This is a genomic window from Streptomyces sp. 130 (assembly GCF_007096885.1).
Lineage (GTDB): Bacteria > Actinomycetota > Actinomycetes > Streptomycetales > Streptomycetaceae > Streptomyces.
Genome location: NZ_VJNO01000002.1, coordinates 145,081 through 169,983, shown reverse-complemented (window position 1 = coordinate 169,983; position 24,903 = coordinate 145,081). Strand labels below are relative to the sequence as shown.

Below are 24,903 nucleotides of genomic sequence, written 5' to 3'. Positions count from 1 at the left end.
GGATGCGACCGGCCCAGCACGGCACCCCGCGGCGGGGTGCCGATCGCTTCAGGCCCCGCCGCGGCAGCCGAGAAGGAGGAGACCGCGGTACGTCATGGGCGGTACAGTAACCAGAACGCAACCCCTCAGACAACCTGACAGGTGAACGAAGTGTCCTCGCTCGGCCCCCTCCGCCCCAGCCCTCTCGTGGAACAGGCGACCAGCCATCTGCGGACGCGGATCACCGAGGGGCACTGGCCGGTCGGCACGAAGCTCCCGGGCGAGACCGCCCTCGCCCGCGAGCTGGGCGTGGGCCGCTCCACGGTCCGCGAGGCGGTCCGTACGCTCGCCACGCTCGGCCTCCTCCGGTCCCGCCAGGGCGCCGGCGTCTTCGTCGTCGCGGACCACGTGACGGAGGACTGGCCGGTACGGCTGCGCCGGGCGTCGGTCACCGACGTCTACGAGGTCCGCATGCTCATCGAGGTCCAGGCCGCCCGCCTCGCCGCCCGCCGCCGTACGGACGAGGACCTGACCGCCCTCGACGCGGCGCTCACCGCCCGGCTGGAGGCGGGCGCCGGCCTCGACGACGCCGACTTCGTGGACGCGGACATCGCGGTCCACCGGGCGGTCGTGGCCGCCGCGCACAACCCGGTCCTCGCCGACCTCTTCGCCGAGTTCGTCCCGGCCCTCCGCCAGGCCCTCATCGACCTCGTGGACCTCCTGGGCCTGCGCCGCCAGGACCCCCACCACGGCCACACCGGCCACCACGCCCTGGTCACGGCCATCGTCTCGGGCGACCCGGAGGCGGCGGCGCGGACGGCCCAGGAGGAGCTGGAAGCCACCCTGGCCCGGCTGCGCGAGGTGTGACCCCGTAAGGCCCGCGTTCCGCCGCCATGCGGTCCCCGGGTTCGGGCAAAGAACGCGCGGGTCCGCATCCGTGCCCCCTGCGTGCCATGGCCCGTTCACTTCCCGGCGGGGCCCCCGCGGCTCCGGCGCACTGTTTCCGGCGTGTGCCGGAAAACCGGCACCGTAGCCGGTTTTCCGCCAGGGCTCAACCATGATCGAATGTCAACCCGCCCTCCACCTGCGGCTATTCGGAAATCCGCCGGGCGCCGAAATACGGTGAACCGCTTTGGCAAGCCTTCGGCCGGACACGGTCTCGTGACTTGCAGGACACGCTCGCGCAACGGAAGCGTCTTCAACTCTTGACACCCACCCCCTGAAGGCAGCAATCTTCCGACATCGACGCATGGGAGCGCTCCCACATCACCCGGGGTTTTCCGGGTGAACGGCACTGCCCGTGTTACTCCCCCCAAACCCATCCGGCACCCGCACTCACCAGCGCGTATGCCGCGCAGTGAGCCAGTCCCACCCTGGAACAAGGAGTAGTGGAATGCGTATCACCCGCACCGTCGCCGGCCGGAGCCGCAGAGTCGCGGTCCTGGCCACCACGGGCCTGACCGCTTCGGCGCTGCTGCTGACCGGCTGCAGCAGCGACGACTCCGACTCGAACGAGTCCTCCGACGCGAACGGGAAGATCACGCTGACCGTCGCCGACTACGGCCAGTTCGGTTACAAGGAAGCCGGTCTCTTCGAGAAGTACCACGAGCTGCACCCGAACATCACGGTGAAGGAAGACACCACCGCCGATGAGAAGGTCTACTACCCCAAGCTCCTCCAGCAGCTGAACTCGGGCAGCGGTCTCGCCGACGTCCAGGGTCTCGAGGTCGGCCGCATCAAGGAGCTCGTCGACACCAAGGCGGACCAGTTCGCCGACCTGAGCAAGGTCATCGATGTCAACGAGTTCGTGTCGTGGAAGGAGAAGCAGGCCACCACGGCCGACGGCAAGGTGATCGGTGCGGGTACCGACATCGGCCCGATGTCGCTCTGCTACAACACCGAGCTGTTCAAGAAGGCCGGTCTGCCGACCGACCGCAAGGAGGTCGCGGCCAAGATCTCCGGCGGCTGGGAGGACTACCTCAAGCTGGGTGAGGAGTACAAGAAGAAGGCGCCCGCGGGCACGTACTTCATGGACTCCGCCAGCGCCATGTTCAACGCCGTCGTCAGCTCCAACGCGAAGCAGTACTACGACGAGAGCGGCAAGCCGATCTACAAGGAGAGCCCCAGCGTCCAGCAGGGCTGGAACCTGGCCGCCGAGGCCGCGGACAAGAAGCTGACCCAGGGCCTCGCCCAGTTCAGCGACCCGTGGAAGGCCGCGCTCCGCAAGAGCACCATGGCCACCGTGGCCTGCCCCGCCTGGATGGCCGGTCAGATCTCCGTGAACGCCGGTGAAGCGAACAAGGGCAAGTGGGACATCACCACCGCCCCCGGCGCCACCGCGGCCAACTGGGGCGGCTCCTTCCTCGGTGTCCCGAAGGCCGGCAAGAACGTCGAGGAGGCCACCAAGCTCGTCAAGTGGCTGACCGCCCCCGAGCAGCAGGCCGCCGTCTTCAAGGCCATCGGCTCCTTCCCGTCCAACAAGGGCGCGTACGACCTGCCGGACGTGAAGAACGCCACCCTGCCGTACTTCAACGACGCCCCGATCGGCCAGATCTACGCCGATGAGGCCAAGTCCATCCCCGAGACGATCCTCGGCCCGAAGGACGCCGCGATCAAGGACACCATCTCCACCCAGATCAACAACATGGAGCAGCGCGGCACCAAGCCCGACGACGCGTGGGAGGCCGCGACCAAGGCGATCGACAAGGTGATCGGCTGACGTTCGCCAGGGCGCGTCCGGCCTGAACCGCCGGACCCGCCCGGGCGCGGGCGGCCCCTCCCCGGGCCGCCCGCACCCGCGTGTTCCTGAGGGGTGCGGCGTAACGGCCCAGCCATCCCCGTACCCGGGTAACTCAAGCAAATCCAGGGAAGGACTCCCGCTCGTGGCCACCTCGACTCCCACCCGGGACGCATACGCGCCGCCACCCCGCGGCTCCCAGCACAAACCGGTGAACGCCCGCCGGCAGAACTGGCGCAGCCGGCTCTGGCGGTTCGACGACAAGGCGTCGCCGTACGCCTACATAGCCCCGTTCTTCCTCGTCTTCGGCGCCTTCGGGCTCTACCCGCTGCTCTACACCGGCTGGATCGCCCTGCACCGGGTCGAGATGACCGGCATGGACCAGATGGAGTGGGTCGGCTGGGAGAACTTCGACAAGATCCTGCACGACGCGGAGTTCTGGACGGCCGTCAGCAACACCTTCCTCATCGGTGTGATGTCGACGGTCCCGCAGCTGCTCGTCGCGCTCGGTCTGGCCCACCTGCTCAACTACAAGCTGCGGGCCAGCACCTTCTGGCGCACGATCATCCTGACCCCGTACGCCACCTCGGTCGCCTCCGCGGCCCTGGTCTTCGCCCTGGTCTTCCGGGCCGACGGCGGTCTGCTCAACTGGGTGCTGCACTTCGTCGGCCTCGGCGACACCAACTGGGCCAACGGCCACTGGACGTCCAAGATCGCGATCTCGGTCATCGTGATCTGGCGCTGGACCGGCTACAACACCCTGATCTACCTGGCCGCGATGCAGGCCGTGCCGTCCGACCTCTACGAGGCGGCCTCGCTGGACGGCGCCTCGCGCTGGCAGCAGTTCCGCAAGGTGACCATCCCGTCGCTCCGGCCCACGATCCTCTTCACGATCGTCATCTCGACCATCGGGTCGATGCAGCTGTTCGGTGAGCCCCTGCTGCTCGAAGGCGGCACCCTCGGCCAGACCGGCGGCAACGAGAATCAGTACGAGACCCTCAGCGTCTACCTCTACAACTACGGCTGGAACCTCGGGCACCTCGGTCCGGCCGCCGCAGTGGCCTGGGCGATGCTCGCCCTCCTGCTGATCATCGCCGCGGTCAACTGGCTCATCGGCCGCTTCGTACGCAAATCCGCGGTCTGACCGGGAGCGAATTCCAATGACCATGACCAGCCCCACCAAAGTCTCGGAGCCCGGCCTCCCGGCGCGTTCCGTCCACCGCGCACCGAAGCGTGCGAGCCGCTTCAGGCCCGGTGCCGGGCAGCAGCTGAAGGGCGGCCCGTTCGCCTACTTCGCCCTGGCCGTCGTCGGCATCGGCTCGCTGCTGCCGCTCTACTGGACCCTCGTGGCCGCGTCCCACACCCAGGACGAAGTGCTGGCCACCACCCCGCCGTTCCTGCCGGGTGACCGCCTCTTCCACAACCTCGACGCCGCGTGGAACCAGGCCCATCTGGGCAAGGCCATCGTCAACAGCGTCATCGTGTCCGGCTGCATCACCCTGGCGACGCTCTTCTTCTGCACCCTGGCCGGCTACGCCTTCGCCAAGATGCGCTTCCGCGGCCGGAACGTCCTGATGACCGGCGTCATCCTGACCCTGACGATCCCGCCGCAGCTCAGCGTCGTCCCGCTGTTCATGATGATGTCGGACATCGGCTGGGGCGGTGACCTGGAAGCGGTCATCTTCCCGACCCTGGTCAGCGCCTTCGGCGTGTTCTTCATGCGCCAGTACCTCAGCGAGGCGATGCCCTACGAGCTGATCGAGGCCGCCAAGATCGACGGTGCGAACAACTTCCGCATCGTGCTGAGCGTGGTGCTGCCGGTGGCCCGTCCCGCGATGATGGTGCTCGGTATGCTCACCTTCGTCCAGGCGTGGAACGACTTCTTCTGGCCCTACCTCGCCCTGAGCCAGGAGAACCCCACCCTCCAGGTGGCGCTCGGCCAGCTCAGCGCCTCGTACACCCCCGACACGAGCATCGTGATGGCCGGCGCGCTGATCAGCACCCTGCCGCTGCTCGTGGTGTTCGTGATCTTCGGCAAGCAGATCGTCGGCGGCATCATGTCCGGCGCCGTCAAGGGCTGACCACCCGCTCGCCGCTTCTCCGTCACGGAGCCGTACGGTCCCGCCCGCCCCGTGGACCGTACGGGCTCCGTAGCCCCACCCCGTCAACGCTCTGACCTTCACACCCCTGGGAGCGCTCCCGCATGACTGCCGTACGACCTGACATCGCCCCGAAGCCGGTGCACGAGGCCACCACCACGTTCCCGACGGGCTTCGTCTGGGGAGCGGCCACCGCCGCCTACCAGGTCGAGGGTGCCGCCGCCGAGGACGGGCGCACGCCCTCCATCTGGGACACCTTCAGCCGCACCCCCGGCAAGGTGCGCAACGGCGACACCGGCGACATCGCCGCCGACCACTACCACCGCTACCGCGACGACGTGGCGCTGATGAAGCAGCTGGGGCTGAAGGCGTACCGCTTCTCCATCTCCTGGTCCCGGGTCCAGCCGACCGGCCGCGGCCCGGCCGTCGAGCGCGGGCTCGACTTCTACCGCAAGCTGGTCGACGAGCTGCTGGAGGCGGGCATCAAGCCCGTCGCCACCCTCTACCACTGGGACCTGCCCCAGGAGCTGGAGGACGCGGGCGGCTGGCCGGAGCGCGCGACCGCCGAGCGGTTCGCGGACTACACCGCGATCATGGCCGGCGCCCTCGGCGACCGCGTCGACACCTGGACCACCTTCAACGAGCCGTGGTGCTCGGCCTTCCTCGGCTACGGCTCCGGGGTGCACGCCCCCGGCCGCACCGAGGCCGCCTCCGCCCTGCGGGCGGCGCACCACCTCAACCTCGCCCATGGCCGGGCGATCGAGGTTCTGCGCGGTCAACTCCCCGCTACCGCGCAGACCTCGGTCACCCTCAACCTCCACCAGGTCCGCCCGCTGACCCAGAGCCCCGAGGACGTGGACGCCGCCCGCCGCATCGACGCGGTCGGCAACCGGGTCTTCACCGGCCCGATGCTGCACGGCGCCTACCCGGAGGACCTGCTCGCGGACACCGCGCACCTGGTGGACTGGTCGAAGCTGGTCCAGGACGGCGACCTGGAGGCCATCGCGCGTCCGGTCGACGTCCTCGGCATCAACTACTACACGCCGACCCTGGTCTCCACGCCCGCCGAGGGCGCCGGCGACACCCGCAACGACGGCCACGGCGCGAGCGACTACTCCCCGTGGCCCGGCTCCGAGCACGTCGCCTTCCACCTCGCCGACGGCAAGCCGACCACCGCCATGAACTGGTCGATCGACCCCAACGGGCTCTACAACCTGCTCATGGACGTCACCCGCGACCACCCCGGCATCCCGCTGATGGTCACCGAGAACGGCGCCGCCTTCGACGACTACGTCTCGCCCGAGGGCCGCGTGCAGGACCCCGAGCGCATCGCCTACCTGCACGGCCACCTCGACGCCGTGCAGCGCGCGGTCGCCGACGGCGCGGACGTGCGCGGCTACTTCCTCTGGTCCCTGATGGACAACTTCGAGTGGGCGTACGGCTATTCGAAGCGGTTCGGCGCGGTGTACGTGGACTACGCCACCCAGCGCCGCATCCCGAAGGCCAGCGCCCACTGGTACGCCGACGTGATCCGCCGCCACGCGCTGCCGCCGCTGGAGGACCTCGCCTGACCCGCTCCGGTACGTCCTGTCCGTACCGCTGCCTCCCCCGAGACCCGGCACTTGTGCCGGGTCTCGGCCCATTCGCCCCCCGGCCTGTGCGTTCCGCTTGACCACGCGCGTAGAGTGGGAGCGCTCCCATAGGTGGAGCGGGGGAGCGGCCGACCGGTCCCGCAGAGTGTCAAGGGAACCAACACCAGGACTTGGTTTGGTTATCCGACTGTGAGAAATTGACCGCGAACGGGAGGCAGCCATGACGGCAGCGCGAGTACGGAGCGGGGGCCGGCCCACGCTCGAAGAGGTCGCGGCGCGGGCGGGGGTCGGGCGGGGCACGGCCTCGCGCGTCATCAACGGTTCGCCCCGCGTCAGCGCCCACACCAGGGAAGCGGTCGAGGCCGCCGTCGCCGAGCTGGGCTACGTACCCAACCGCGCGGCCCGCGCGCTGGCCGGCAACCGCACGGACGCCATCGCGCTCGTCGTGCCCGAGTCGGAGAGCCGCTTCTTCGCGGAGCCGTACTTCTCCGACATCGTGCGCGGGGTCGGTGCCGCCCTCGCCGACACGGAGATGCAGCTGCTGCTCACCCTCGTCGGCAGCGACCGCGAGCGCCGCCGGCTCGCGCAGTACCTCACCGCCCACCGCGTGGACGGCGTGCTGCTGGTCTCCGTGCACGCCGACGACCCGCTGCCCGACCTGCTGGAACAGCTCGGCATGCCCGCCGTGATGAACGGCCGCAGATCGGCCGCCGAGTCCCTCTCCTCCGTCGACTCGGACAACTTCGAGGGCGCCCGCGGCGCCGTGGAACACCTCGCCTCGCGAGGCCGCCGCTCCATCGCCACGATCACCGGCCGGCTCGACGTCTACGCCTCCCAGAGCCGCCTGGACGGCTACCGCCAGGCCGTCAGCGACGCGGGCCTGGAGCCGGACGAGCGGCTGATCGCCCCCGCCGACTTCTCCGAGGAGGGCGGCGCCCAGGCCATGCGCGACCTGCTCGCCCGCCGCCCCGACGTGGACGCGGTCTTCGCCGCCTCCGACGTGATGGCCGCCGGTGCCCGCCAGGTCCTGCGCGAGGCCGGCCGCCGCATCCCGGACGACGTCGCCCTCATCGGCTTCGACGACTCGGCCGTGGCCCGCCACATGGACCCGGCCCTCACCAGCGTGCGCCAGCCGATCGAGGAGATGGGCCGCACGATGACGAGGGTTCTGCTCGACATGATCGCCGGCGAGAACGCGGACCGGGCGCAGATCGTGCTGCCGACCGAGCTGGTGGTCCGCGACTCGTCGTGAGGCGGGTCGCCTCAACTCGGCCTGACCGGCGCGCACTTCGAGTAGCTTCTGAGGTGTGGACCCTTCTCTGACCGCTCTGGTCGTCGCCGTGGTGGGGGTGGCCGGCACCCTGGTGTCCGGTGTGCTGGCGCACCGCGGCGCCCTGCGGGCCAAGACGGTGGAGCTCGACCGTGCGGAGCGGCTGCGCCGGGAGGAGCTGCTGGCGGACGAACGCCGCGAGGCCCTGGCCGCGCGCAGGGCCTCCTACGCGGTGTTCAACCAGCGTCTGCGGCAGTTCCACTCCGTGCTGTCCAAGGACTACTTCGCGCTCGCCGCCGGGGAGGCGCGCCCCGGGCAGGGCCTGGAGCGGGAAGAGCCCCGGCGCGTCCTGCGCGACGTCTACGCCGAGGCGCAGATGGTGATCAGCGACGACGTGCTGACCGTCGCGGGCGGTGTCGTGCACCAGCTGCACCGCATCCACGCCCTGCTCGGGCAGCACGAGCAGGGCGGCGCGGCCGACGAGCCCCTGGAGGACGTCAGGCAACGGCTGGAACGCGCCTCGGAGGGCCTGTACGAGGTCCGGCAGACCATGCGCCGGGACCTCGGGGTCTCGGTGCTCCCGGTGCACCGGCCCGACGGCTACGGAGCGACGTGAGGCCCGTCGCCGGGCGGGCGGCCGACCGGAGGAGAGCGATGACCCCGCACTGGACCAGGTCCAGCTACTGCGACTCGGCGGGCCCCGACTGCGTGGAAGTGGCGCTGCCTCCCGGCCCCGCCCCGGCGGTCCGCCTGCGCGACTCCGCGACCCCGACCGCCCCCGGGCTCGCCTTCGGTGCGGCCGCGTGGGCGGCGTTCGTCGGCTCCGTCGGCCAGCTGGGGCCCCACGACTGAACGAGGGCACGAAGAAGCCCCTGCCGCGTTTCCACAGGCAGGGGCTTCTTCGTACAGGGTGAGTAACGGGACTCGAACCCGCGACATCCTGGACCACAACCAGGTGCTCTACCATCTGAGCTATACCCACCACGTCCGGGCGTTTCCGACCGGCCGAGAAAAAGTGTACAGGGTCCGGGAGGGTGCTCGCGCACTCATTTCCCGGCGGGGGGTCGCGGCCCCCCGGGAGGGCCGTGACCAGCGCCTTCAGGGGCGAGGCCGGGAGACCCGGGCGGCGGCAGCCCTGGCCTGCTCGGAGTCCGGGCCCGGCTGCGGGACGAAGACCGCCTCGCGGTAGTACCGCAGCTCCGTGATCGAGTCGCGGATGTCGGCGAGCGCCCGGTGGTTGCCGTTCTTCTCCGGGCTGTTGAAGTACGCCCTCGGGTACCAGCGGCGGGACAGCTCCTTGATGGAGGAGACGTCCACGATCCGGTAGTGGAGGTAGCCCTCGAGGAGGGGCATGTCCCGGGACAGGAAGCCGCGGTCGGTGCCGACCGAGTTCCCGCACAGGGGCGCCTTGCCGGGCTCCTTCACGTGCTCGCGCACGTAGGCGAGGACCTGCTCCTCGGCGTCGGCCAGCGTCGTGCCGCCGGCCAGCTCGTCGAGGAGGCCCGAGGCGGTGTGCATCTGCCGCACCACCTCGGGCATGGTCTCCAGCGCCGCGTCCGGCGGGCGGATCACGATGTCCACCCCTTCGCCGAGCACGTTCAGCTCCGAGTCGGTGACCAGCGCGGCCACCTCGATGAGTGCGTCTTCCGTCAACGAGAGCCCGGTCATCTCGCAGTCGATCCACACCATGCGGTCGTTCATGGGCTCCACCCTACGGGGCGCTCCGCTGCCCGGGCAGGGCCGGGCGCTCCGCGGCGAACACGTCGGTCACCGCCTTCGCGTCCAGCGCCGCGGGTGCGGCGCCGGACGGGCCGGGGACGGCGGCACGGCGGCTGTGGGAGGCGCCCTGGGCGGGCACCGCCACCTCCGCCACCACGACCGGCTCCGGGGCCCCGCCCTGCGGACGGCGGGCCCGGTAGGCGGCCCGGTACGCGGCGGGGGAGGAGCCGAGCTGGCGGCGGAAGTGCCCGCGCAGCGCGACCGGCGAGCGGAAGCCGCAGCGGCCCGCGACCTCGTCCACCGAGTAGTCCGACGTCTCCAGGAGGCGCTGCGCCTGCAGCACCCGCTGGGTGATCAGCCACTGGAGCGGCGCGCTGCCCGTCAGCGAGCGGAACCTCCGGTCGAAGGTCCGCCGGCTCATGTAGGCACGCGCGGCCAGCGTCTCCACGTCGAACTGCTCGTGCAGATGCTCCAGCGCCCAGGCGACGACCTCGGCGAGCGGGTCGGAGCCGATCTCCTCAGGTAAAGACCTGTCGAGGTAGCGCTCCTGACCGCCACTGCGCCGGGGCGGCACGACGAGCCGGCGCGCCAGCGCCCCGGCGGCCTCCGTGCCGTGGTCCGAGCGGACTATGTGCAGACACAGGTCGATGCCGGCCGCCGTCCCGGCGGAGGTCAGCACGTCCCCGTCGTCCACGAACAGTTCGCGCGGGTCGACGTGCACCGACGGGTAGCGCTTGGCCAGCGTCGGTGCGTACATCCAGTGGGTGGTGGCCGGCCGGCCGTCCAGCAGCCCGGCGGCGGCGAGCACGAAGGCCCCCGTGCACAGGCCGACGATGCGGGCGCCCTCCTCGTGGGCGCGGCGCAGCGCGTCCAGCGCCTCCACGGGCGGCGGCGAGGTGATCGAGCGCCAGGCGGGCACCACGACGGTGCCGGCCCTGCTGATCGCCTCCAGCCCGTAGGGCGCGGTCAGTTCGAGTCCTCCGGTGGTGCGCAGCGGTCCCTCTTCACCGCTGCACACGAGCAACCGGTAGCGCGGAACTCCCGCGTCCTGGCGGTCGATTCCGAACACCGACAGCGGGATGGAGCTCTCGAAGATGGGGCCACCGCTGAAGAGCAGGACGGCGACGACTTCCCGGCGTCGTCTTCCGCCCAGCTTCCGTACAGCCTCCGTTGCGGTGGCGGAGTCCTGGCTCATGACGCTAAGCCCCCCTCGGTGTTCGCGTCTTCCTGGTCCTTACGGGCCTGTCGCACCTGCACATGTCCCCTCGGTCGTGCACGAGTCCCCGGCCTTAGACGCCCAAGATCGAATCTACTGCGTCCCGTGGTGCCGTCGTGACAAGTTCACCAACCGGCTCATTGTCGACAAGGCAACCTGGCGGGAAGCGTTCGATCACGAAGCGTTTCACTCGCGGCTCGCGCAGGGAAGTGCGTCCGGCGTTCATGGCCCGTCCCTGTTGGGCGGAAGCGTACCGGCCGGTCTCTTCCTGCCTGGTGGCAAGGGGGTTGATCGGCCATTTCGACAAGGAATGGACCGGTCCTTGAAGTTGGCTGAAAATGTACGGTCGCGTGTACGGAAATCAGTCGTTCTACCGGCGCACAACCCGGGGCGCCCGCCCGCCTCTGCGCGCCCCCTCGCACGGGTCGGCGGGGCCGGCGGCGGGGCCGGCGCGCCCGGCCGGGGACCGGCCCGGGCGGGCAGCCGAATACCGCTCTCCCGGCCGTCCCGGGAGCAGACCGCGCGGTGGGTTCCGGACGGACCCCGTGCGTCGGCCGGGTCCCCCGGAAGGGTGGGTTCCGCTCCGTGCGGGCGACGCCCCCGGACCGTCCGGGCGGACCCCTCCGGGGCGCTTTCGCCGTGCGCCGCAAGGGGCCGGGGCGGTGGCCGGTGCGTCTGTGTAGAGGGCAACCGGCATTGCCATGGAGGCCCCGTCTCGGGCATGCTCCGGAAAACGCCGCATGCGCCGTGCGCGGGGCGGGCAACGGAGGAGTGGCGCCGTACCCTTGGGGGTAAGGGGTTGGGAAGATGATTCCCGGACACCACCGCACCGCCCGCTGACGCACCTTCCCACGCCGCTCTCCTCACGAGGACTCTCTTCGCCGAGACACCGATGGCCGGTCACGAAATCCCCGAACCCGCGGACCGCGAGCAGGTAGCCGACCCCCTGTCGGACCCGCTGGCGGCCGAACAAGCGCGCCGACCCTGCGACCCCGCCTTCCGGCATGGGGTCGTCGTCGGCTTCGACGGCTCGACGTCCAGCGAGCGGGCCCTCGCCTATGCGATCGGCATGTCCCGCAGGACGGGCTCCGGTCTGATCATCGTCCATGTCGCCAACCGGCTGCCGACCACGGTCTGGGCGGGCTGCGAGCCCCCGGTCTTCGTCGACGTGCCGGACCACCGCACCGAGGTGCTGGGCCTGGAGCTCGCCTGCGCGGACTACCTCGCCGAGGTGCCCTGGGTGCTCGTGGAACGCGGCGGGGACATCTGCCACGAGCTGGAGGAGGTCGGCCGGGAGTACTCGGCGGACGCCATCGTGGTGGGCTCCACGCACGGCCTGGTGGGCAAGATCTTCGGCTCGGTGGCCGGCCGCCTCGCCCGCCGCGCCCAGCGCCCGGTCGTGGTCATCCCGTAGCCCGGAAGCCGCCCCGGGGGCCCCGTGGCGCCAACTCGCCTGTGGAAAACGCCGCATGGGCCCTTCCCGGCCGCTCAGCGGCCGGGAAGGGCCCATGCGCGTACGGCCCCGCGGTCACCGGCCGCGATGCCCCGGCCGCGTGACGTGACTACTCGACGGTGACCGACTTCGCCAGGTTGCGGGGCTTGTCGATGTCCCGGCCCATGGCCAGCGCCGTGTGGTAGGCGAAGAGCTGGAGCGGGATGCCCATGAGGATCGGGTCCAGCTCGTCCTCGTTCTTCGGCACGACGATGGTGTGGTCGGCCTTCTCCTGGACCTGGTGGGCCACGGCGAGGATGCGTCCGCTGCGGGCCTTGATCTCCTCCATCGCGGCGCGGTTCTTCTCCAGCAGGTCGTCGTCCGGCACGATCGCCACGGTCGGCATGGCGGGCTCGATCAGGGCGAGGGGGCCGTGCTTCAGCTCGGAGGCGGGGTACGCCTCGGCGTGGATGTACGAGACCTCCTTGAGCTTCAGCGACGCCTCACGGGCCACGGGGTAGCCGCGCACCCGGCCGATGAACATCATCGACTTCGCGTCCGCGTACTCGGCGGCCAGCCGCTTGATCTCGTCCTCGCCCTTCAGGATCTCGCTGATCTGGGCCGGCAGCCTGCGCAGGCCCTCGATGATCCGCTTGCCGTCGGCGACCGACAGGTCCCGGATGCGGCCCAGGTGCAGCGCGAGCAGCGCGAACGCGACCACGGTGTTGGTGAAGCACTTGGTGGAGACCACGCACACCTCGGGGCCCGCGTGCACATACGTGCCGCCGTCCGCCTCGCGGGCGATCGCCGAGCCGACCACGTTGACCACACCGAGGACCCGGGCGCCCTTGCGCTTCAGCTCCTGGACGGCGGCCAGCACGTCGTAGGTCTCACCGGACTGCGAGACCGCGACGTACAGCGTGTCGGGGTCCACGACCGGGTTGCGGTAGCGGAACTCGGAGGCGGGCTCGGCGTCCGCGGGGATGCGGGCCAGCTCCTCGATCAGCTGGGCGCCGATCTGGCCCGCGTGGTACGAGGTGCCGCAGCCCAGGATCTTGATCCGGCGGACCCCGCGCGCCTCGCGGGCGTCCAGGTTGAGGCCGCCCAGGTGCACGGTGGAGAACCGGTCGTCGATCCGGCCGCGCAGCACCCGGTCGACGGCGTCCGCCTGCTCCGAGATCTCCTTGTGCATGTACGTGTCGTGGCCGCCCATGTCGTACGACTCGGCCTCCCACTCCACGGTGGTCGGCGTGGCCGTCGTGGTGGAGCCCTCCGTGGTGTACGTACGGAAGTCGTCGGCCTTCAGGGTGGCCATCTCGCCGTCGTCCAGGGTGACGACCTGGCGGGTGTGGGCGACCAGGGCGGCGACGTCGGAGGCGACGAACATCTCCTTCTCGCCGATGCCGAGGACGACCGGGGAGCCGTTGCGGGCGACCACGATGCGGTCGTTGAAGTCGGCGTGCAGGACGGCGATGCCGTAGGTGCCCTCGACGGAGCGCAGGGCCTCGCGGACCTTCTCCTCCAGCGTCCCGGCGTCCGAGCGGGCGATCAGGTGGACCAGCACCTCGGTGTCGGTCTCGGAGAGGAAGACGACGCCCTCGGCGGTCAGCCGGGTGCGCAGCTCGGCGGCGTTGTCGATGATCCCGTTGTGGACGACGGCGACCTTGCCCTCGGCGTCCAGGTGCGGGTGGGCGTTCTCGTCGCTGGGGGCGCCGTGGGTCGCCCAGCGGGTGTGGGCGATGCCGGTCGTGCCGGCGAAGCGCTTGGGGACCCGGGACTCCAGCTCGCGGACCCGGCCCTTGGCCTTGACCGACTTCAGCGCGGCGGGCTTCCCGGCCGCGGGCTTCCCGGTGATCACGATCCCGGCGGAGTCGTAACCCCGGTACTCCAGCCGCTGCAGGCCCTCCAGCAGCAGCGGAGCCACGTCACGCTTTCCGATGTAACCGACGATTCCGCACATAGAGCTTTCTGTCCTCCGACGACGAACAAAGTTGGGGGTACCCGGCCGCGAGGCGGCCTCAGCCGTAGACGATCCGGCGCAGCTGACGGAGCGAGAGCTCCGGCGGCGCGACCGCGCGGTGCGGCAGTTCGGCCGCGATCCGCTCGAAGATCTCCGTGTTCACCAGGCCGCCGGCCTGCAGTTCGCGGTGGCGGCGGCGGACGAAGACCTCGGTCGTCTCGTCGAAGTACGCCAGCACGTCGAGGATCACCCGGGCGGCTTCGCCGCGGGGCAGCGTGGTGCTGCGCACCACGTGGTCAATGAGGTCGTCGTACGACGAGAGGCGTTCGAGCACCCGTCGATACTGCGACCGAAGGGGCGCGAGCGCAACAATCCTGCCCGATATCGGGCAGGGAAGCGCGATAGTGGCCCCGTTTTTCTGGCTTGGGTGGATTTCGTGCGAGCGTCACGAAGGCACGGCCGAGGGGGTGGAGCGGCGGTGGTCGGAGCCGAAGGGGTGAATGCGCACATAAGACACAAAAGCTTCTCCGGGTGCCTGGGTGACCAACGCGCCGAGCTGGTCTACACCTTGACCACCCGTGAGACCGCGCGGTACGCATGGCGACGGAGAAAGGTCAGGAGACCCCGCAGAGTGACCCCCAGAAAGGGACCCGGCTTGTGAGACTGCTCACGGTACGCCGCCGTACTCTTCCCCGTACTCTTCCCCGGCTCCTCGGTTCGCTGCTCCTCGTCGCGGCGGCCGGTGTCTCCAGCGCGTGCGCCGCCCCGGAGGCGTCCGCCGCGGGCACGACGGCCACGGCCTGGGCGCCCCGGCCGCTCGGCCAGGTGGTGCCCGCGCCCGCCTCGGTCAGACCCGGCGGCGAGCCCTACCTGCTCAACGGCTCCACCAGCATCCGGGCCCTCGGCGCCTCCGGCGAGGCCCGCAAGATCGGCGACTACCTGGCGGGCCTGCTGCGCCCCTCCACCGGGTTCGCCCTGCCGGTCACCACCAAGGACGGCGCCGACGGCATCCGGCTCCGCCTCGACCCCCGGGCCGGCAAGCTCGGCGCGGAGGGCTACACGCTCACCTCCGGGCGCGGCGGCGTCACCATCACCGCCAGGCAGCCCGCGGGGCTCTTCCACGGCGTCCAGACGCTGCGCCAGCTGCTCCCGGCACAAGTGGAGCGCGACACCCGCCAGAAGGGCCCCTGGCGGGTCGCCGGCGGCTCCATCACCGACACCCCGCGCTACGCCTACCGGGGCGCGATGCTCGACGTCGCGCGCCACTTCTTCTCGGTGGACGAGGTCAAGCGCTACATCGACCAGGTCGCCCAGTACAAGATCAACACCTTCCACATCCACCTCTCCGACGACCAGGGCTGGCGCATCGCCGTCGACTCCTGGCCGAGGCTGGCCACGTACGGCGGGTCCACCGAGGTCGGCGGCGGGCCCGGCGGGTACTACACCAAGGAGCAGTACAAGGAGATCGTGCGCTACGCCGCCTCCCGCTACCTGGAGGTGGTCCCGGAGATCGACATGCCGAGCCACACCAACGCGGCGCTGGCCTCGTACGCCGAGCTGAACTGCGACGGCGTCGCCCCGCCGCTCTACACCGGCATCAAGGTCGGTTTCAGCACGCTCTGCGCCGGCAAGGACGTCACGTACGACTTCATCGACGACGTCGTCGGCGAGGTGGCCGCGCTCACTCCCGGCCGCTATTTCCACATCGGCGGCGACGAGGCGCACTCCACCACCCGCGAGGACTACGTGGAGATCATGGACCGGGCCCAGGCGATCGTCGGGAAGTACGGCAAGACCGTCATGGGCTGGCACCAGCTGACCGGCGCCCACCCGGTGAAGGGCGCCGTCGCGCAGTACTGGGGCTACGACAAGACCAGCGCCGCCGACCGGCAGCAGGTGGCGGACGCGGCGAAGAACGGCACGAAGCTGGTGCTGTCGCCGGCGGACCGCGTGTACCTCGACATGAAGTACAACGACCAGACCGTGCTGGGCCTCAAGTGGGCGGGCACGGTCGAGGTCCGGCGCAGTTACGACTGGGACCCGGGGACGTACCTCGCCGGCGCCCCGGAGGGCTCCGTGCTGGGGGTGGAGGCGCCGATCTGGGCCGAGACCCTGACCGACAGCGACGACATCGACGCGATGGCCTTCCCGCGGCTGCCCGGTGCCGCGGAGCTGGCCTGGTCGCCGGCGTCGACGCACGACTGGGACACGTACAAGCTGCGGCTCGCGGCGCTCGGGGAGCGGTTCACCGCCCAGGGCATCGACTACTACCGCTCGCCCCAGGTCCCGTGGCCCGCGTCGGAGACCGGCGGGAAGTGACACACCACCGCCCCCGGCGGCCGGGCTTCCGGCCGCCGGGGGCGGTGTGCCGTCGGATCAGGCGACCTTCTTGGCGTCCTCGATGGCCTTCGCCAGGTCCTCCAGGATGGGCGCGCACTTGTCGTAGCTGTAGATCGGCTCCGTGGTGCGCGGGACGACCTGGCCCGCCTTGACCGCCGGCAGCTGCGCCCAGGTCGGCTTGGAGGTCAGCGCCTCGGGCTGGAGGGCCGAGGAGCGGTTGTCCATCATGATGATGTCGGCGCCGTACTTGCCGACGTTCTCCCAGCTCAGCTCCTCGAAGAAACCCGCGGCGTTCACCTTCGGCTCCACGAACCGCACGCCCAGCTCCTGGAAGTACAGGGTGTCGGCGGACATCTTGGCGAGCGAGACGTAGAACAGGTCCTGGCTGGCCGAGCCGACCATGACCTTGATCTCCGGCTTCGACTTCGCGGCGGCGCGCAGCCGGGCCGCCGCCTTCTCGAACCGCGTCTTCGCGGCGGTGACCTTCGCGGACTTCACGTCGGCGCCGAGCGAGGCCGCCAGGTCCTCGTGGCGCTGGATCGCCTTCGGGATCGTGGTCTCGGCGGCCCACAGGGCGACGCTCGGGGCCAGCTTCAGGATCTTGTCCTTGGACTGGTCCGGCACGTACCAGAGCGCGTCCTTCTCCCACATCGCCGTCACCAGCAGCTCCGGGCCGAGCTCCGCGTACTTCTCGACGTTGAACTCGCCCCAGACGTTGCCCAGGATCTCGACCTTGCTGATGTCCAGGTCGCCGGCCTGCACGTCCGGCTTGCCGTCCTTGGCCTTGGTCGGGCCGAAGACCGCCTTGACCTCGACGCCGTAGTCGTGGAGGGCGGCGGCGACACCGGTGAAGGCGACGATGTTCTTCGGGACGGACTTCGCCTCGGCGACCCGGCCCCGGTCGTCCTTGAACTTCCACGGCCCGGCGTCGGCGCTCTTGGAGCCGGTGGCGGCGGAGTCCTCGGAGCCGTTGCCGCCGCAGGCCGCGAGCACGGCGCCGAGACCGACGGCACCGCCCATGGCCAGCAGGCCGCGGCGGGTGGGACGGGACGCTCGGGTTGTGCGCATGACGGGGTCCGCTTTCGTACGAGCCGGAGACCGGCAGGTGACACGTGCAAAGGAAGGCTAGCCTAACCTCAGTCTTTGTCGACCTGCCTACGGGGTCCGGTCCGGTGGACGGTGCGCCGCCCTCAGGCCTCCGTCGCCCAGACGTGCTCGTACCAGGCGCTGCCGCCCTTCGTCGCGTCGTGGTGCGGGTCCTGCTTCCACTCGCTCCTGGTCACCTTGAAGTTCGCGCCCGGCATGAGCAGCACCTCCGCCTCGGTGGCCTGGTAGCGGTGGAAGGGCTCGACGTCGCGGCCGTACTTCCCGGTCAGCTCCAGCTCCAGCAGGATGCGGTGCGTCGCCTTGCCGGAGACCTTCTGGCCGCGCATGAAGTCCATGGCCACGTCCTCGTCCCGGCTGGTGCTGTCGAAGGAGGTGGTGAAGACGGAGCCCGGCCGGTAGTTCAGCGCGGCCTGCTTGCCGAGCTGGTACACCGACTCGTCGCCGCCCGCGTTCCAGTCGCCGCGGAAGACGGTGCCGGTGACGGGAGGAAGCCGCTTCAGCGCCTCCATCGTCATGTCGGCGTGAGCCTTCATCTCCTCGAAGAGCACGGGCGCGAGGAGGTCGATGCGCGCGTCGATGACGGCGGTGGCCGCCTTCTTGGCCACCGGGTCCGTGCCCCGGGCGGCAGCGAGCTGCGGCGCGATCACCGGGTCCTCTTCGAGGGTGTTCACCAGCTCGGCATCGGGGTCCTGCGCGGCCCACTTGAGCTGCTTCTTGATCTGCTGCAGTGAGAGCGCCCCGGCACCTGCGGCGGCCAGGCCGGCGGTGCCGTACGGCGCGTACCCCTCGGGCAGCAGCCGGCTGCGCACCACTGAGTTGATCATCTGGTGCGCGCCCCCGGTGTAGGCCATCAGCGCGGTCGCGTGGGCGGGCTTGAACCGCTTCGCGAGGGCCTCGGTGGAGGCACCGTTGTTCCGCGCCTTCCAGTCGGCGATCTCCGGCGTGGGCGCCGTGTCGCCCGCGAGGAAGTCGGCGTATCTGCCGGGTACTTCACCGGCTGTGGCCTGGCCCGGCTCCATGAAGCCGCTCGCCGCGGGGGCGACCGCACGGGCCGTGTTGGCCTGCGCGAGGTACATCAGCTCGTGCGGGAACTGCCCGTCGACGCAGACGTGCTCCCGCAGCTCCTCCTCCGTGAAGGGCGCGATGCTCTGGTACATCAGCGCCGCGCCCTTGCCCGCCCGGGCGGCCGTCTCGCCCGGCCCCTTGACCCCGGCCGCCCAGGAGCCGCGCAGGATCTCGTAGAGGGAGTGGTCCCAGGACGGCAGCATCCAGCCCATCAGCGCCATCCGGTAGTCGAAGACGTCCACCCCGGGCACGTTGATCCACTGGAAGGTCTTGAGCATCCGGGTCGTGGTGCCGGACATGCCGGCGACGATCGGGATGCCTCGCTCGGCGTTCGCCTTCGGCCAGCTCTCGTTCTGCTGGATCTCCCAGTAGGCCGCGCCCTCGTTCCAGGGCAGCTTCTCGTCGGGCCCCGGCTTTCCCGCGAACTCCAGCTCGCGCGCGCTGAGCGGGGCGCCGCGGTTCTCGTAGTCACGGGGGGTCTTGCGGTTGGCCAGTTTGCCGGCCTCGCTGCGCTCCTTGCGCGGCCCCTGGCTTCTGATCATCTCGCGGGTGTCGTCGGCCACGGTCTCCGGGTCCGACTGCCACAGCAGGCCGCCCAGGGCATACGGGTCCTTCTCGTAGTTGTACCCCTTGCCGACGGCGCTCGCCCCGGCCCACAGGGGCAGCCGGGTCCAGCCGTTGAGGAACGCGGAGTGCTTCTTCAGCTCCTCCTGATTCATGCCGAGGGTCGCCGCCAGCTGCGGCTTGGGCCCGATGATGCTGTTGAGGATGTTCTTGAGCGACAGCTCGGCGCCCTTGTTGTAGTAGGCGGCGTTGTAGACGGCCGTGATCAGCTCACGGACGTTGCCGTCCCGGGAGAAGAAGTCGTTGATCTGGGCGGTGGTCATCTTCTCGCCCACCTGCCCGGCGCTCGTCGGGTCGTCCTTGAAGAACGACTTGTTGGCGAGCGCGGAGTCCTTGTGCTCGACACGGCTGTACGCGATGAGCAGTTGCTTGAGCCGGTTCACCGTCTTGCGCGCCGCCGCGAGCGCCTTCGGATGCCGGAAGGCGTACCCGCCGAGCCGCTGCTCGAACTGCTCGGCCGACGCCTGCCAGTCCGTGTGCGCGTAGTACTGGGAGTGGTCGAAGGGCACCTCTCCCTCGCGTGCGCGCTGTACGGCGACCTTCCCGCCGGTCCGGGCCGGGCCGTCCGCCGTCCGCCGCACGGACGCCGCCCCGGTGGGCACGGGACCGGCCAGAACCCGGCGGGCGTTCTCCTCCGCCGCCCGCTCGAAGCGGTCGGAGGGGTCCGAGACCCGGAGCCCCGAGCCGTTGTCGGTGCCCGCGACCGGCCCCTGGCGCTGCTGGATGACGTGCGTCAGCTCATGGGCCAGCGTGTGCCGGTCCGCGCCGCCGGAGCCGATGACGACATGGGCGCCCGAGGTGTAGGCGCGGGCCCCGACCTCGGCCGCCGAGCGCTGGGCGGCCGGCCCGGTGTGTAGCCGCACATCGGAGAAGTCGGCGCCCAGCCGTGCCTCCATCTCCGCCCGGACGGCCTCGCCCAGCGGCCGCCCGGGGCCACGCAGCACGTCCGGCACGGACGAGCGCTGTACGGGAGCCGGCTCGCCCCGCCCGCAGGACGGCCCGTGCTCATGGCGCTGCACGGGCGCCGACTCCCCATGTGCGCCGGGGAGTCCGGGTATGCGGCAGTCGGCCTGCCACTGCCGCTCCAGCGCCCGGACCACGGCGGCGTTGCCCATCGAGCGCTGCAACGCCCCCAGCCGGCCCCCGGGCAGCGCGCCTCCGGAGCCGACCGTGCCCGAGGGACCGGTGAGACCGGCCATCCCGGTCAGGCCGACCGGCCCGGCGGACCCCACGGCCCCGGAGACCACGGCCGGACCCGCGGCGCCGGCCGAGCGCGCGGCAGCGGGCTCCGTACGGACCGGGCGAGGGGCGGCGTCCTGCTTGTCCTGTGCGCGCATGCTCCGATCATTGGCCATGGAGGCCCCTGCGGGCTAGGTGTGTTTTACGCAGCACACGCGGGCCGGACCGTGCGGGTGTCTCAAACCCGGGGCCCCGGCCGTCCCTGCGCGGCAGCCCCGTCGTCCGGAACGGGACCGGTGGTCCGGCAGCCGCCTTCGGCCGGGCGGCCCCGTGGCGCGCCCGGCCCCGCGGGTTCAGGCCTGCAGCCCCAGCTCGCGGGCGATCAGCATGCGCTGGACCTCGCTGGTGCCCTCGCCGATCTCCAGGATCTTGGAGTCGCGCCACATCCTGGCGACCGGGTACTCGTTCATGAAGCCGTAGCCGCCGTGGATCTGGGTCGCCTCGCGGGCGTTGTCCACGGCCACCGTCGAGGAGTACAGCTTGGCGATGGCCGCCTCCTTCTTGAACGGCTCCTCCGCCAGCAGCCGGGACGCCGCGTCCCGCCAGCCGACGCGGGCCATGTGCGCCCGCGTCTCCATGTCCGCGATCTTGAACTGGATGGCCTGGTTGGCGCCGATCGGCTTCCCGAAGGCGTGCCGCTCGGCGGCGTACTTCACCGACTCGTCCACACAGCCCTGCGCCAGGCCCGTCGAGAGCGCCGCGATGGCGATGCGGCCCTCGTCCAGGATGCGCAGGAACTGCGCGTAGCCCCGGCCCTCCTCGCCGAGCAGGTTCTCCAGCGGGACCCGGACGTCGGCGAAGGACAGCTCGCGGGTGTCCGAGGCGTTCCAGCCGACCTTGGAGTAGGGGGCGGCCACCGTGAAGCCGGGGGTGCCGGAGGGGACGATGATCGAGGAGATCAGCGGGGCGCCGTTCTCCTTGCGGCCGGTCACCGCCGTGACCGTGACCAACTCCGTGATGTCCGTACCGGAGTTGGTGATGAAGCACTTGGAGCCGTTGATCACCCACTCGCCCGCCGCCTCGTCGCGCACCGCGGTCGTCCGGGTGCCGCCCGCGTCCGAACCGCCGTCCGGCTCGGTCAGGCCGAACGCGCCCAGCGCCTCGCCCGAGCAGAGCTTCGGCAGCCACCGCCGCTTCTGCTCCTCGGTGCCGAAGCGGTAGACCGGCATCGCGCCCAGCGAGACGCCCGCCTCCAGGGTGATCGCGACCGACGAGTCGACCCGGGCCAGCTCCTCCAGGGCGATGCCGAGCGCGAGGTAGTCGCCGCCCATCCCGCCGTACTCCTCCGGGAACGGCAGCCCGAACAGGCCCATCCGCCCCATCTCGCGCACGATCTCGTACGGGAACTCGTGCCGCTCGTAGAAGCCGCCGATCTTCGGGGCGACGACGTCATGGGCGAACTCCTCGACGGTGCGGCGGAGTTCCTCGTGCTCGGCGGTCAGCCGGTGGTCCAGGGACATGGGGACGTTCACTCCTTGTGGGACAGGGCGCGGACGGTGCGGGAAGGGCTGGGTCGGCCCAGGTGTCCGGCGAGCCACGCGCTGGTGGCGGTGAGCTCGCCGAGGTCGACCCCGGTTTCGATGCCGAGGCCGTCGAGCATCCACACGAGATCCTCGGTGGCGAGGTTTCCGGTCGCGCTCTTCGCGTACGGGCAGCCGCCGAGGCCGCCGGCCGAGGCGTCCACCGTGGACACGCCGTGCCGGAGCGCGGCGAGGGTGTTGGACAGGGCCTGCCCGTACGTGTCGTGGAAGTGCACCCCGATCACGTCGGTGGCCACCCCGGCCTCGTTCAGCCCGGTCAGCAGGGCGGTCACATGGCCGGGGGTGGCGACGCCGATGGTGTCGCCGAGGGACAGCTCGTCGCAGCCGAGGTCCATCAGAGCCCTGGCGACCCGGACGACCTGCGCGACGGGCACGGCGCCCTCCCAGGGGTCGCCGAAGCACATCGACAGGTAGCCGCGCACGTGCACCGACTCGGCCTTCGCGCGGGCCACCACCGGCGCGAACATCGCCAGCGACTCGTCCACCGTGCGGTTGAGGTTGCGCGCGGCGAACGTCTCCGTCGCCGAGCCGAACACCGCGATCCCGCGGGCCCCGAGAGCCAGGGCCCGGTCGAGCCCGCGTTCGTTCGGCACGAGGACCGGCAGCGCCACGTCACCGACGTCCGCGATGTCCCCGAGCATCGGGAACAGCTGCTCGGCGTCGGCGAGTTGGGGCACCCACTTGGGGTGCACGAAGCTGGTGGCCTCGATGGTGGTCAGCCCGGCGACCGCGAGCCGGCGGATGAACTCCGCCTTCACCTCGGTCGGGACGACCTCCTTCTCGTTCTGCAGGCCGTCGCGGGCACCGACCTCGTGGATGCGGACCCGGGCGGGCAGCCCCTCGGCGGGCACGGTCATCGGCAGGGCGCGGGCGGTGGTGGTCACGCTTCCTCCCCGGCGCCGGCGGCCGGCACGACCACGGCGAGCACCTGGTCCATCGCCACCGCGGTCCCGGCGGTCACGTCGAGTTCGGTCACGGTGCCGGCGTGCGGCGCGGAGATGACGTGCTCCATCTTCATCGCCTCCACCACGAGCAGGCTCTGCCCGGCGGCGACCTCGTCCCCGACGGCCACCTTCACCACGGTCACCGTGCCGGGCATGGGCGCGGCGAGCGTGTCCGCGCCGGAGCGGGCGGCACCGGTCAGCGACGCCTCGACCGGGTCGTGGTCCCGCACGTGCCAGCTGTCGCCGTCCCGGCCGAGCCAGTGCCCCTCCGGGGAGGCCGCGTACGCGAACACATGGGTGACCCCGGCGAGTTCGAACGCGATCCGGCCCTCACCGGCGGCGAGCGTCCTGGCCTTCTCCGCCGTACCGGGCAGCGGTCCGAACGGTCCGCAGGAGCCCGACTCCGGGGCGGGCGGGCTCGCGCCCTCGCCGACACGGCCGAACGTCAGCTCGGTGTCCCCGCCGCCGCACGGCCGCAGGCCCACCTGGACCGGCTCGTGGCCCGGGATGTGGAAGTCGAGCACCGTCCGGGCCGGGGCGCCGCCGAGCCGCCAGCCGTTCCCGGCCGAGAACGGGTCGGCCCAGGCGCCGGGCGCCGGGCGGGCGGCGGCGGACGCGGTGTGCTGCCGCAGCAGCGCCGCCGCCGCGTACACCTCCTCCGGCACGCCCTCCGGGACGAGGGCGGCCACCTCGCGCTCCACCAGGCCCGTGTCCAGCTCGCCCGCCACCACGGCCGGGTGGGCCAGCAGCCGGCGCAGGAAGCCCGCGTTGACCGGGACGCCCAGGACGACGGTGTCCGCGAGGGCCACCCGCAGCCGGCGCAGGGCGGTCGCCCGGTCGGGGCCGTAGGCGATGACCTTGGACAGCATCGGGTCGTACAGGCTGCCGACCTCGCCGCCCTCGGCGAGCCCCGAGTCGGTGCGCACCCCGCCGCCCTGCGGCTCGCGCAGCGCCAGCACGGTGCCGCCGGAGGGCAGGAAGCCGCGGGCCGGGTCCTCGGCGCAGACCCGGGCCTCCACGGCGTGCCCGGTGAGCGTGATGCCGTCCTGCCCGTACGGCAGCGGCTCACCGGCGGCGACGCGCAGCTGCCACTCCACCAGGTCGAGTCCGGTGACCAGCTCGGTCACCGGGTGCTCGACCTGGAGGCGGGTGTTCATCTCCATGAAGTAGTACGAGGACGGGTCGTTGCCCGGCACGATGAACTCCACCGTGCCCGCGCCGACGTACCCGCAGGAGCGGGCCGCCTGGACGGCCGCCTCGCCCATCGAGGCCCGGGTCGCCTCGTCCAGCAGGACGGACGGGGCCTCCTCGATGATCTTCTGGTGGCGGCGCTGGAGCGAGCACTCGCGCTCGCCCAGGTGCACCACATGGCCGTGGGCGTCGGCCAGGACCTGGATCTCGATGTGGCGCGGCCGGTCGATCCACCGCTCCACCAGCAGCGTGTCGTCGCCGAAGGAGGCGCGGGCCTCGCGCCGGGCCGCCGCGATCTCGTCCGCGAGCAGCGCCGCGTCCCGGACCAGCCGCATCCCCTTGCCGCCGCCGCCCGCCGAGGGCTTCAGCAGCACGGGCATGCCGATCCCGGCCGCCGCCTCGGCCAGCTCGGCGTCGCTCAGGCCGCTCCCCGAGGAGCCGGGGACGACGGGGACCCCCGCCGCCGCGACCGTCTCCTTGGCCCGGATCTTGTCGCCCATCAGCGAGATCGCGGTGGCGGGCGGCCCGATGAAGACCAGCCCCGCCTCCGTGCACGCCCTGGCGAACGCCGCGTTCTCCGCGAGGAAGCCGTAGCCGGGGTGGACCGCCTGGGCGCCGGTGCGGCGGGCGGCCTCCAGGAGGCGGTCGGCGCTCAGATAGCTCTCGGCGGCGGGCGCGGGGCCGATCCGTACGGCCGTGTCGGCCTCCCGTACGTGCCGCGCGTCCGCGTCCGCGTCGCTGAAGACGGCGACCGAGCGGACGCCCAGCTCGCGCAGGGTCCGGATCACCCGGACCGCGATCTCGCCGCGGTTGGCGACGAGGACCGTGTCGAACATCGTCATCTCTTC

The 24,903-nt window shown here is 71.4% G+C and carries 19 protein-coding genes and 1 tRNA gene; 10 read left to right on the top strand and 10 right to left on the bottom strand.

Going from position 1 to position 24,903, the window contains the following annotated elements:
• Positions 1–141: 141 nt before the first annotated feature.
• The 8 genes from FKN01_RS02960 (at position 142) to FKN01_RS02925 (ending at position 8,529) form a co-directional block, all read left to right on the top strand.
• Positions 142–846, top strand: coding sequence for a FadR/GntR family transcriptional regulator (locus FKN01_RS02960; RefSeq protein ID WP_398930802.1), 705 nt, complete (start codon positions 142–144; stop codon positions 844–846).
• A 526-nt stretch (positions 847–1,372) separates the two neighbouring features.
• On the top strand, positions 1,373–2,698 hold the full coding sequence (locus FKN01_RS02955; RefSeq protein ID WP_143616109.1) for an extracellular solute-binding protein: 1,326 nt from the start codon (positions 1,373–1,375) through the stop codon (positions 2,696–2,698).
• Positions 2,699–2,861: 163 nt separating this feature from the next.
• A complete protein-coding gene (locus FKN01_RS02950; RefSeq protein WP_143616108.1) occupies positions 2,862–3,860 on the top strand; it encodes a carbohydrate ABC transporter permease in 999 nt (332 codons plus the stop codon).
• A 16-nt stretch (positions 3,861–3,876) separates the two neighbouring features.
• Positions 3,877–4,797 (top strand): carbohydrate ABC transporter permease, encoded by a 921-nt coding sequence (locus FKN01_RS02945; RefSeq protein ID WP_143616107.1) that lies wholly within the window; start codon positions 3,877–3,879, stop codon positions 4,795–4,797.
• A 122-nt stretch (positions 4,798–4,919) separates the two neighbouring features.
• On the top strand, positions 4,920–6,386 hold the full coding sequence (locus tag FKN01_RS02940; protein ID WP_143616106.1) for a GH1 family beta-glucosidase: 1,467 nt from the start codon (positions 4,920–4,922) through the stop codon (positions 6,384–6,386).
• A 241-nt stretch (positions 6,387–6,627) separates the two neighbouring features.
• Positions 6,628–7,659, top strand: coding sequence for a LacI family DNA-binding transcriptional regulator (locus FKN01_RS02935; protein ID WP_143616105.1), 1,032 nt, complete (start codon positions 6,628–6,630; stop codon positions 7,657–7,659).
• Positions 7,660–7,714: 55 nt separating this feature from the next.
• Positions 7,715–8,293, top strand: a complete 579-nt coding sequence (locus FKN01_RS02930) for a hypothetical protein (protein WP_143616104.1) — start codon at positions 7,715–7,717, stop codon at positions 8,291–8,293.
• Positions 8,294–8,331: 38 nt separating this feature from the next.
• On the top strand, positions 8,332–8,529 hold the full coding sequence (locus tag FKN01_RS02925; RefSeq protein ID WP_143616103.1) for a DUF397 domain-containing protein: 198 nt from the start codon (positions 8,332–8,334) through the stop codon (positions 8,527–8,529).
• Positions 8,530–8,586: 57 nt separating this feature from the next.
• Here FKN01_RS02925 and FKN01_RS02920 read toward each other — a convergent pair.
• The 3 genes from FKN01_RS02920 to FKN01_RS02910 all read right to left on the bottom strand — a co-directional run bounded on the left by FKN01_RS02920 (position 8,587) and on the right by FKN01_RS02910 (position 10,591).
• Positions 8,587–8,659 (bottom strand) — tRNA-His (locus tag FKN01_RS02920).
• A gap of 116 nt (positions 8,660–8,775) precedes the next feature.
• On the bottom strand, positions 8,776–9,378 hold the full coding sequence (orn, locus tag FKN01_RS02915; RefSeq protein WP_143616102.1) for an oligoribonuclease: 603 nt from the start codon (positions 9,376–9,378) through the stop codon (positions 8,776–8,778).
• A 10-nt stretch (positions 9,379–9,388) separates the two neighbouring features.
• Positions 9,389–10,591, bottom strand: a complete 1,203-nt coding sequence (locus FKN01_RS02910; RefSeq protein ID WP_143616101.1) for a helix-turn-helix domain-containing protein — start codon at positions 10,589–10,591, stop codon at positions 9,389–9,391.
• A gap of 913 nt (positions 10,592–11,504) precedes the next feature.
• On the opposite strand from FKN01_RS02910, the gene FKN01_RS02905 reads away from it, so the two are divergent.
• Complete coding sequence (locus tag FKN01_RS02905; protein ID WP_143616100.1) at positions 11,505–12,026, top strand: universal stress protein; 522 nt, start codon at positions 11,505–11,507, stop codon at positions 12,024–12,026.
• Positions 12,027–12,174: 148 nt separating this feature from the next.
• Here FKN01_RS02905 and glmS read toward each other — a convergent pair whose 3' ends face one another.
• Together glmS and FKN01_RS02895 are read right to left on the bottom strand one after the other, a co-directional pair.
• Positions 12,175–14,004, bottom strand: coding sequence for a glutamine--fructose-6-phosphate transaminase (isomerizing) (gene glmS / locus FKN01_RS02900; protein WP_143616099.1), 1,830 nt, complete (start codon positions 14,002–14,004; stop codon positions 12,175–12,177).
• Positions 14,005–14,062: 58 nt separating this feature from the next.
• Positions 14,063–14,338 carry a hypothetical protein gene (locus FKN01_RS02895; protein WP_018105728.1) on the bottom strand — a complete coding sequence of 92 codons (276 nt, stop codon included), beginning with the start codon at positions 14,336–14,338 and terminating at the stop codon, positions 14,063–14,065.
• Between the two features lie 323 nt (positions 14,339–14,661).
• Here FKN01_RS02895 and FKN01_RS02890 point away from each other — a divergent pair, with 323 nt between their 5' ends.
• Positions 14,662–16,323: a beta-N-acetylhexosaminidase gene (locus FKN01_RS02890; RefSeq protein ID WP_143616098.1), complete on the top strand. Its 1,662-nt coding sequence runs from the start codon at positions 14,662–14,664 to the stop codon at positions 16,321–16,323.
• A 57-nt stretch (positions 16,324–16,380) separates the two neighbouring features.
• On the opposite strand, the gene FKN01_RS02885 is transcribed toward FKN01_RS02890, so the two are convergent.
• The 5 genes from FKN01_RS02885 to FKN01_RS02865 form a co-directional block, all read right to left on the bottom strand.
• Positions 16,381–17,364 (bottom strand): ABC transporter substrate-binding protein, encoded by a 984-nt coding sequence (locus tag FKN01_RS02885; protein WP_143616352.1) that lies wholly within the window; start codon positions 17,362–17,364, stop codon positions 16,381–16,383.
• A 170-nt stretch (positions 17,365–17,534) separates the two neighbouring features.
• Positions 17,535–20,477, bottom strand: a complete 2,943-nt coding sequence (locus FKN01_RS02880) for a DUF4157 domain-containing protein (RefSeq protein ID WP_398930792.1) — start codon at positions 20,475–20,477, stop codon at positions 17,535–17,537.
• A gap of 195 nt (positions 20,478–20,672) precedes the next feature.
• A complete protein-coding gene (locus tag FKN01_RS02875; RefSeq protein WP_143616097.1) occupies positions 20,673–21,839 on the bottom strand; it encodes an acyl-CoA dehydrogenase family protein in 1,167 nt (388 codons plus the stop codon).
• A gap of 8 nt (positions 21,840–21,847) precedes the next feature.
• The gene (locus FKN01_RS02870) at positions 21,848–22,777 is read right to left on the bottom strand and encodes a hydroxymethylglutaryl-CoA lyase (protein ID WP_143616348.1); all 930 of its coding nucleotides are present in this window, start codon (positions 22,775–22,777) and stop codon (positions 21,848–21,850) included.
• A gap of 23 nt (positions 22,778–22,800) precedes the next feature.
• Positions 22,801–24,897, bottom strand: a complete 2,097-nt coding sequence (locus FKN01_RS02865; protein WP_143616096.1) for a biotin carboxylase N-terminal domain-containing protein — start codon at positions 24,895–24,897, stop codon at positions 22,801–22,803.
• Between the last annotated feature and the right edge of the window lie 6 nt (positions 24,898–24,903).

Coding starts and splice junctions, on each gene's coding strand:
- FKN01_RS02955 (WP_143616109.1), top strand. CDS start 1,373: ATGCGTATCACCCGCACCGTCGCCGGCCGGAGCCGCAGAGTCGCGGTC.
- FKN01_RS02945 (WP_143616107.1), top strand. CDS start 3,877: ATGACCATGACCAGCCCCACCAAAGTCTCGGAGCCCGGCCTCCCGGCG.
- FKN01_RS02940 (WP_143616106.1), top strand. CDS start 4,920: ATGACTGCCGTACGACCTGACATCGCCCCGAAGCCGGTGCACGAGGCC.
- FKN01_RS02935 (WP_143616105.1), top strand. CDS start 6,628: ATGACGGCAGCGCGAGTACGGAGCGGGGGCCGGCCCACGCTCGAAGAG.
- FKN01_RS02925 (WP_143616103.1), top strand. CDS start 8,332: ATGACCCCGCACTGGACCAGGTCCAGCTACTGCGACTCGGCGGGCCCC.
- orn (WP_143616102.1), bottom strand. CDS start 9,378: ATGAACGACCGCATGGTGTGGATCGACTGCGAGATGACCGGGCTCTCG.
- FKN01_RS02910 (WP_143616101.1), bottom strand. CDS start 10,591: ATGAGCCAGGACTCCGCCACCGCAACGGAGGCTGTACGGAAGCTGGGC.
- FKN01_RS02905 (WP_143616100.1), top strand. CDS start 11,505: ATGGCCGGTCACGAAATCCCCGAACCCGCGGACCGCGAGCAGGTAGCC.
- glmS (WP_143616099.1), bottom strand. CDS start 14,004: ATGTGCGGAATCGTCGGTTACATCGGAAAGCGTGACGTGGCTCCGCTG.
- FKN01_RS02885 (WP_143616352.1), bottom strand. CDS start 17,364: ATGGGCGGTGCCGTCGGTCTCGGCGCCGTGCTCGCGGCCTGCGGCGGC.
- FKN01_RS02880 (WP_398930792.1), bottom strand. CDS start 20,477: ATGCGCGCACAGGACAAGCAGGACGCCGCCCCTCGCCCGGTCCGTACG.
- FKN01_RS02875 (WP_143616097.1), bottom strand. CDS start 21,839: ATGTCCCTGGACCACCGGCTGACCGCCGAGCACGAGGAACTCCGCCGC.
- FKN01_RS02870 (WP_143616348.1), bottom strand. CDS start 22,777: ATGACCGTGCCCGCCGAGGGGCTGCCCGCCCGGGTCCGCATCCACGAG.
- FKN01_RS02865 (WP_143616096.1), bottom strand. CDS start 24,897: ATGACGATGTTCGACACGGTCCTCGTCGCCAACCGCGGCGAGATCGCG.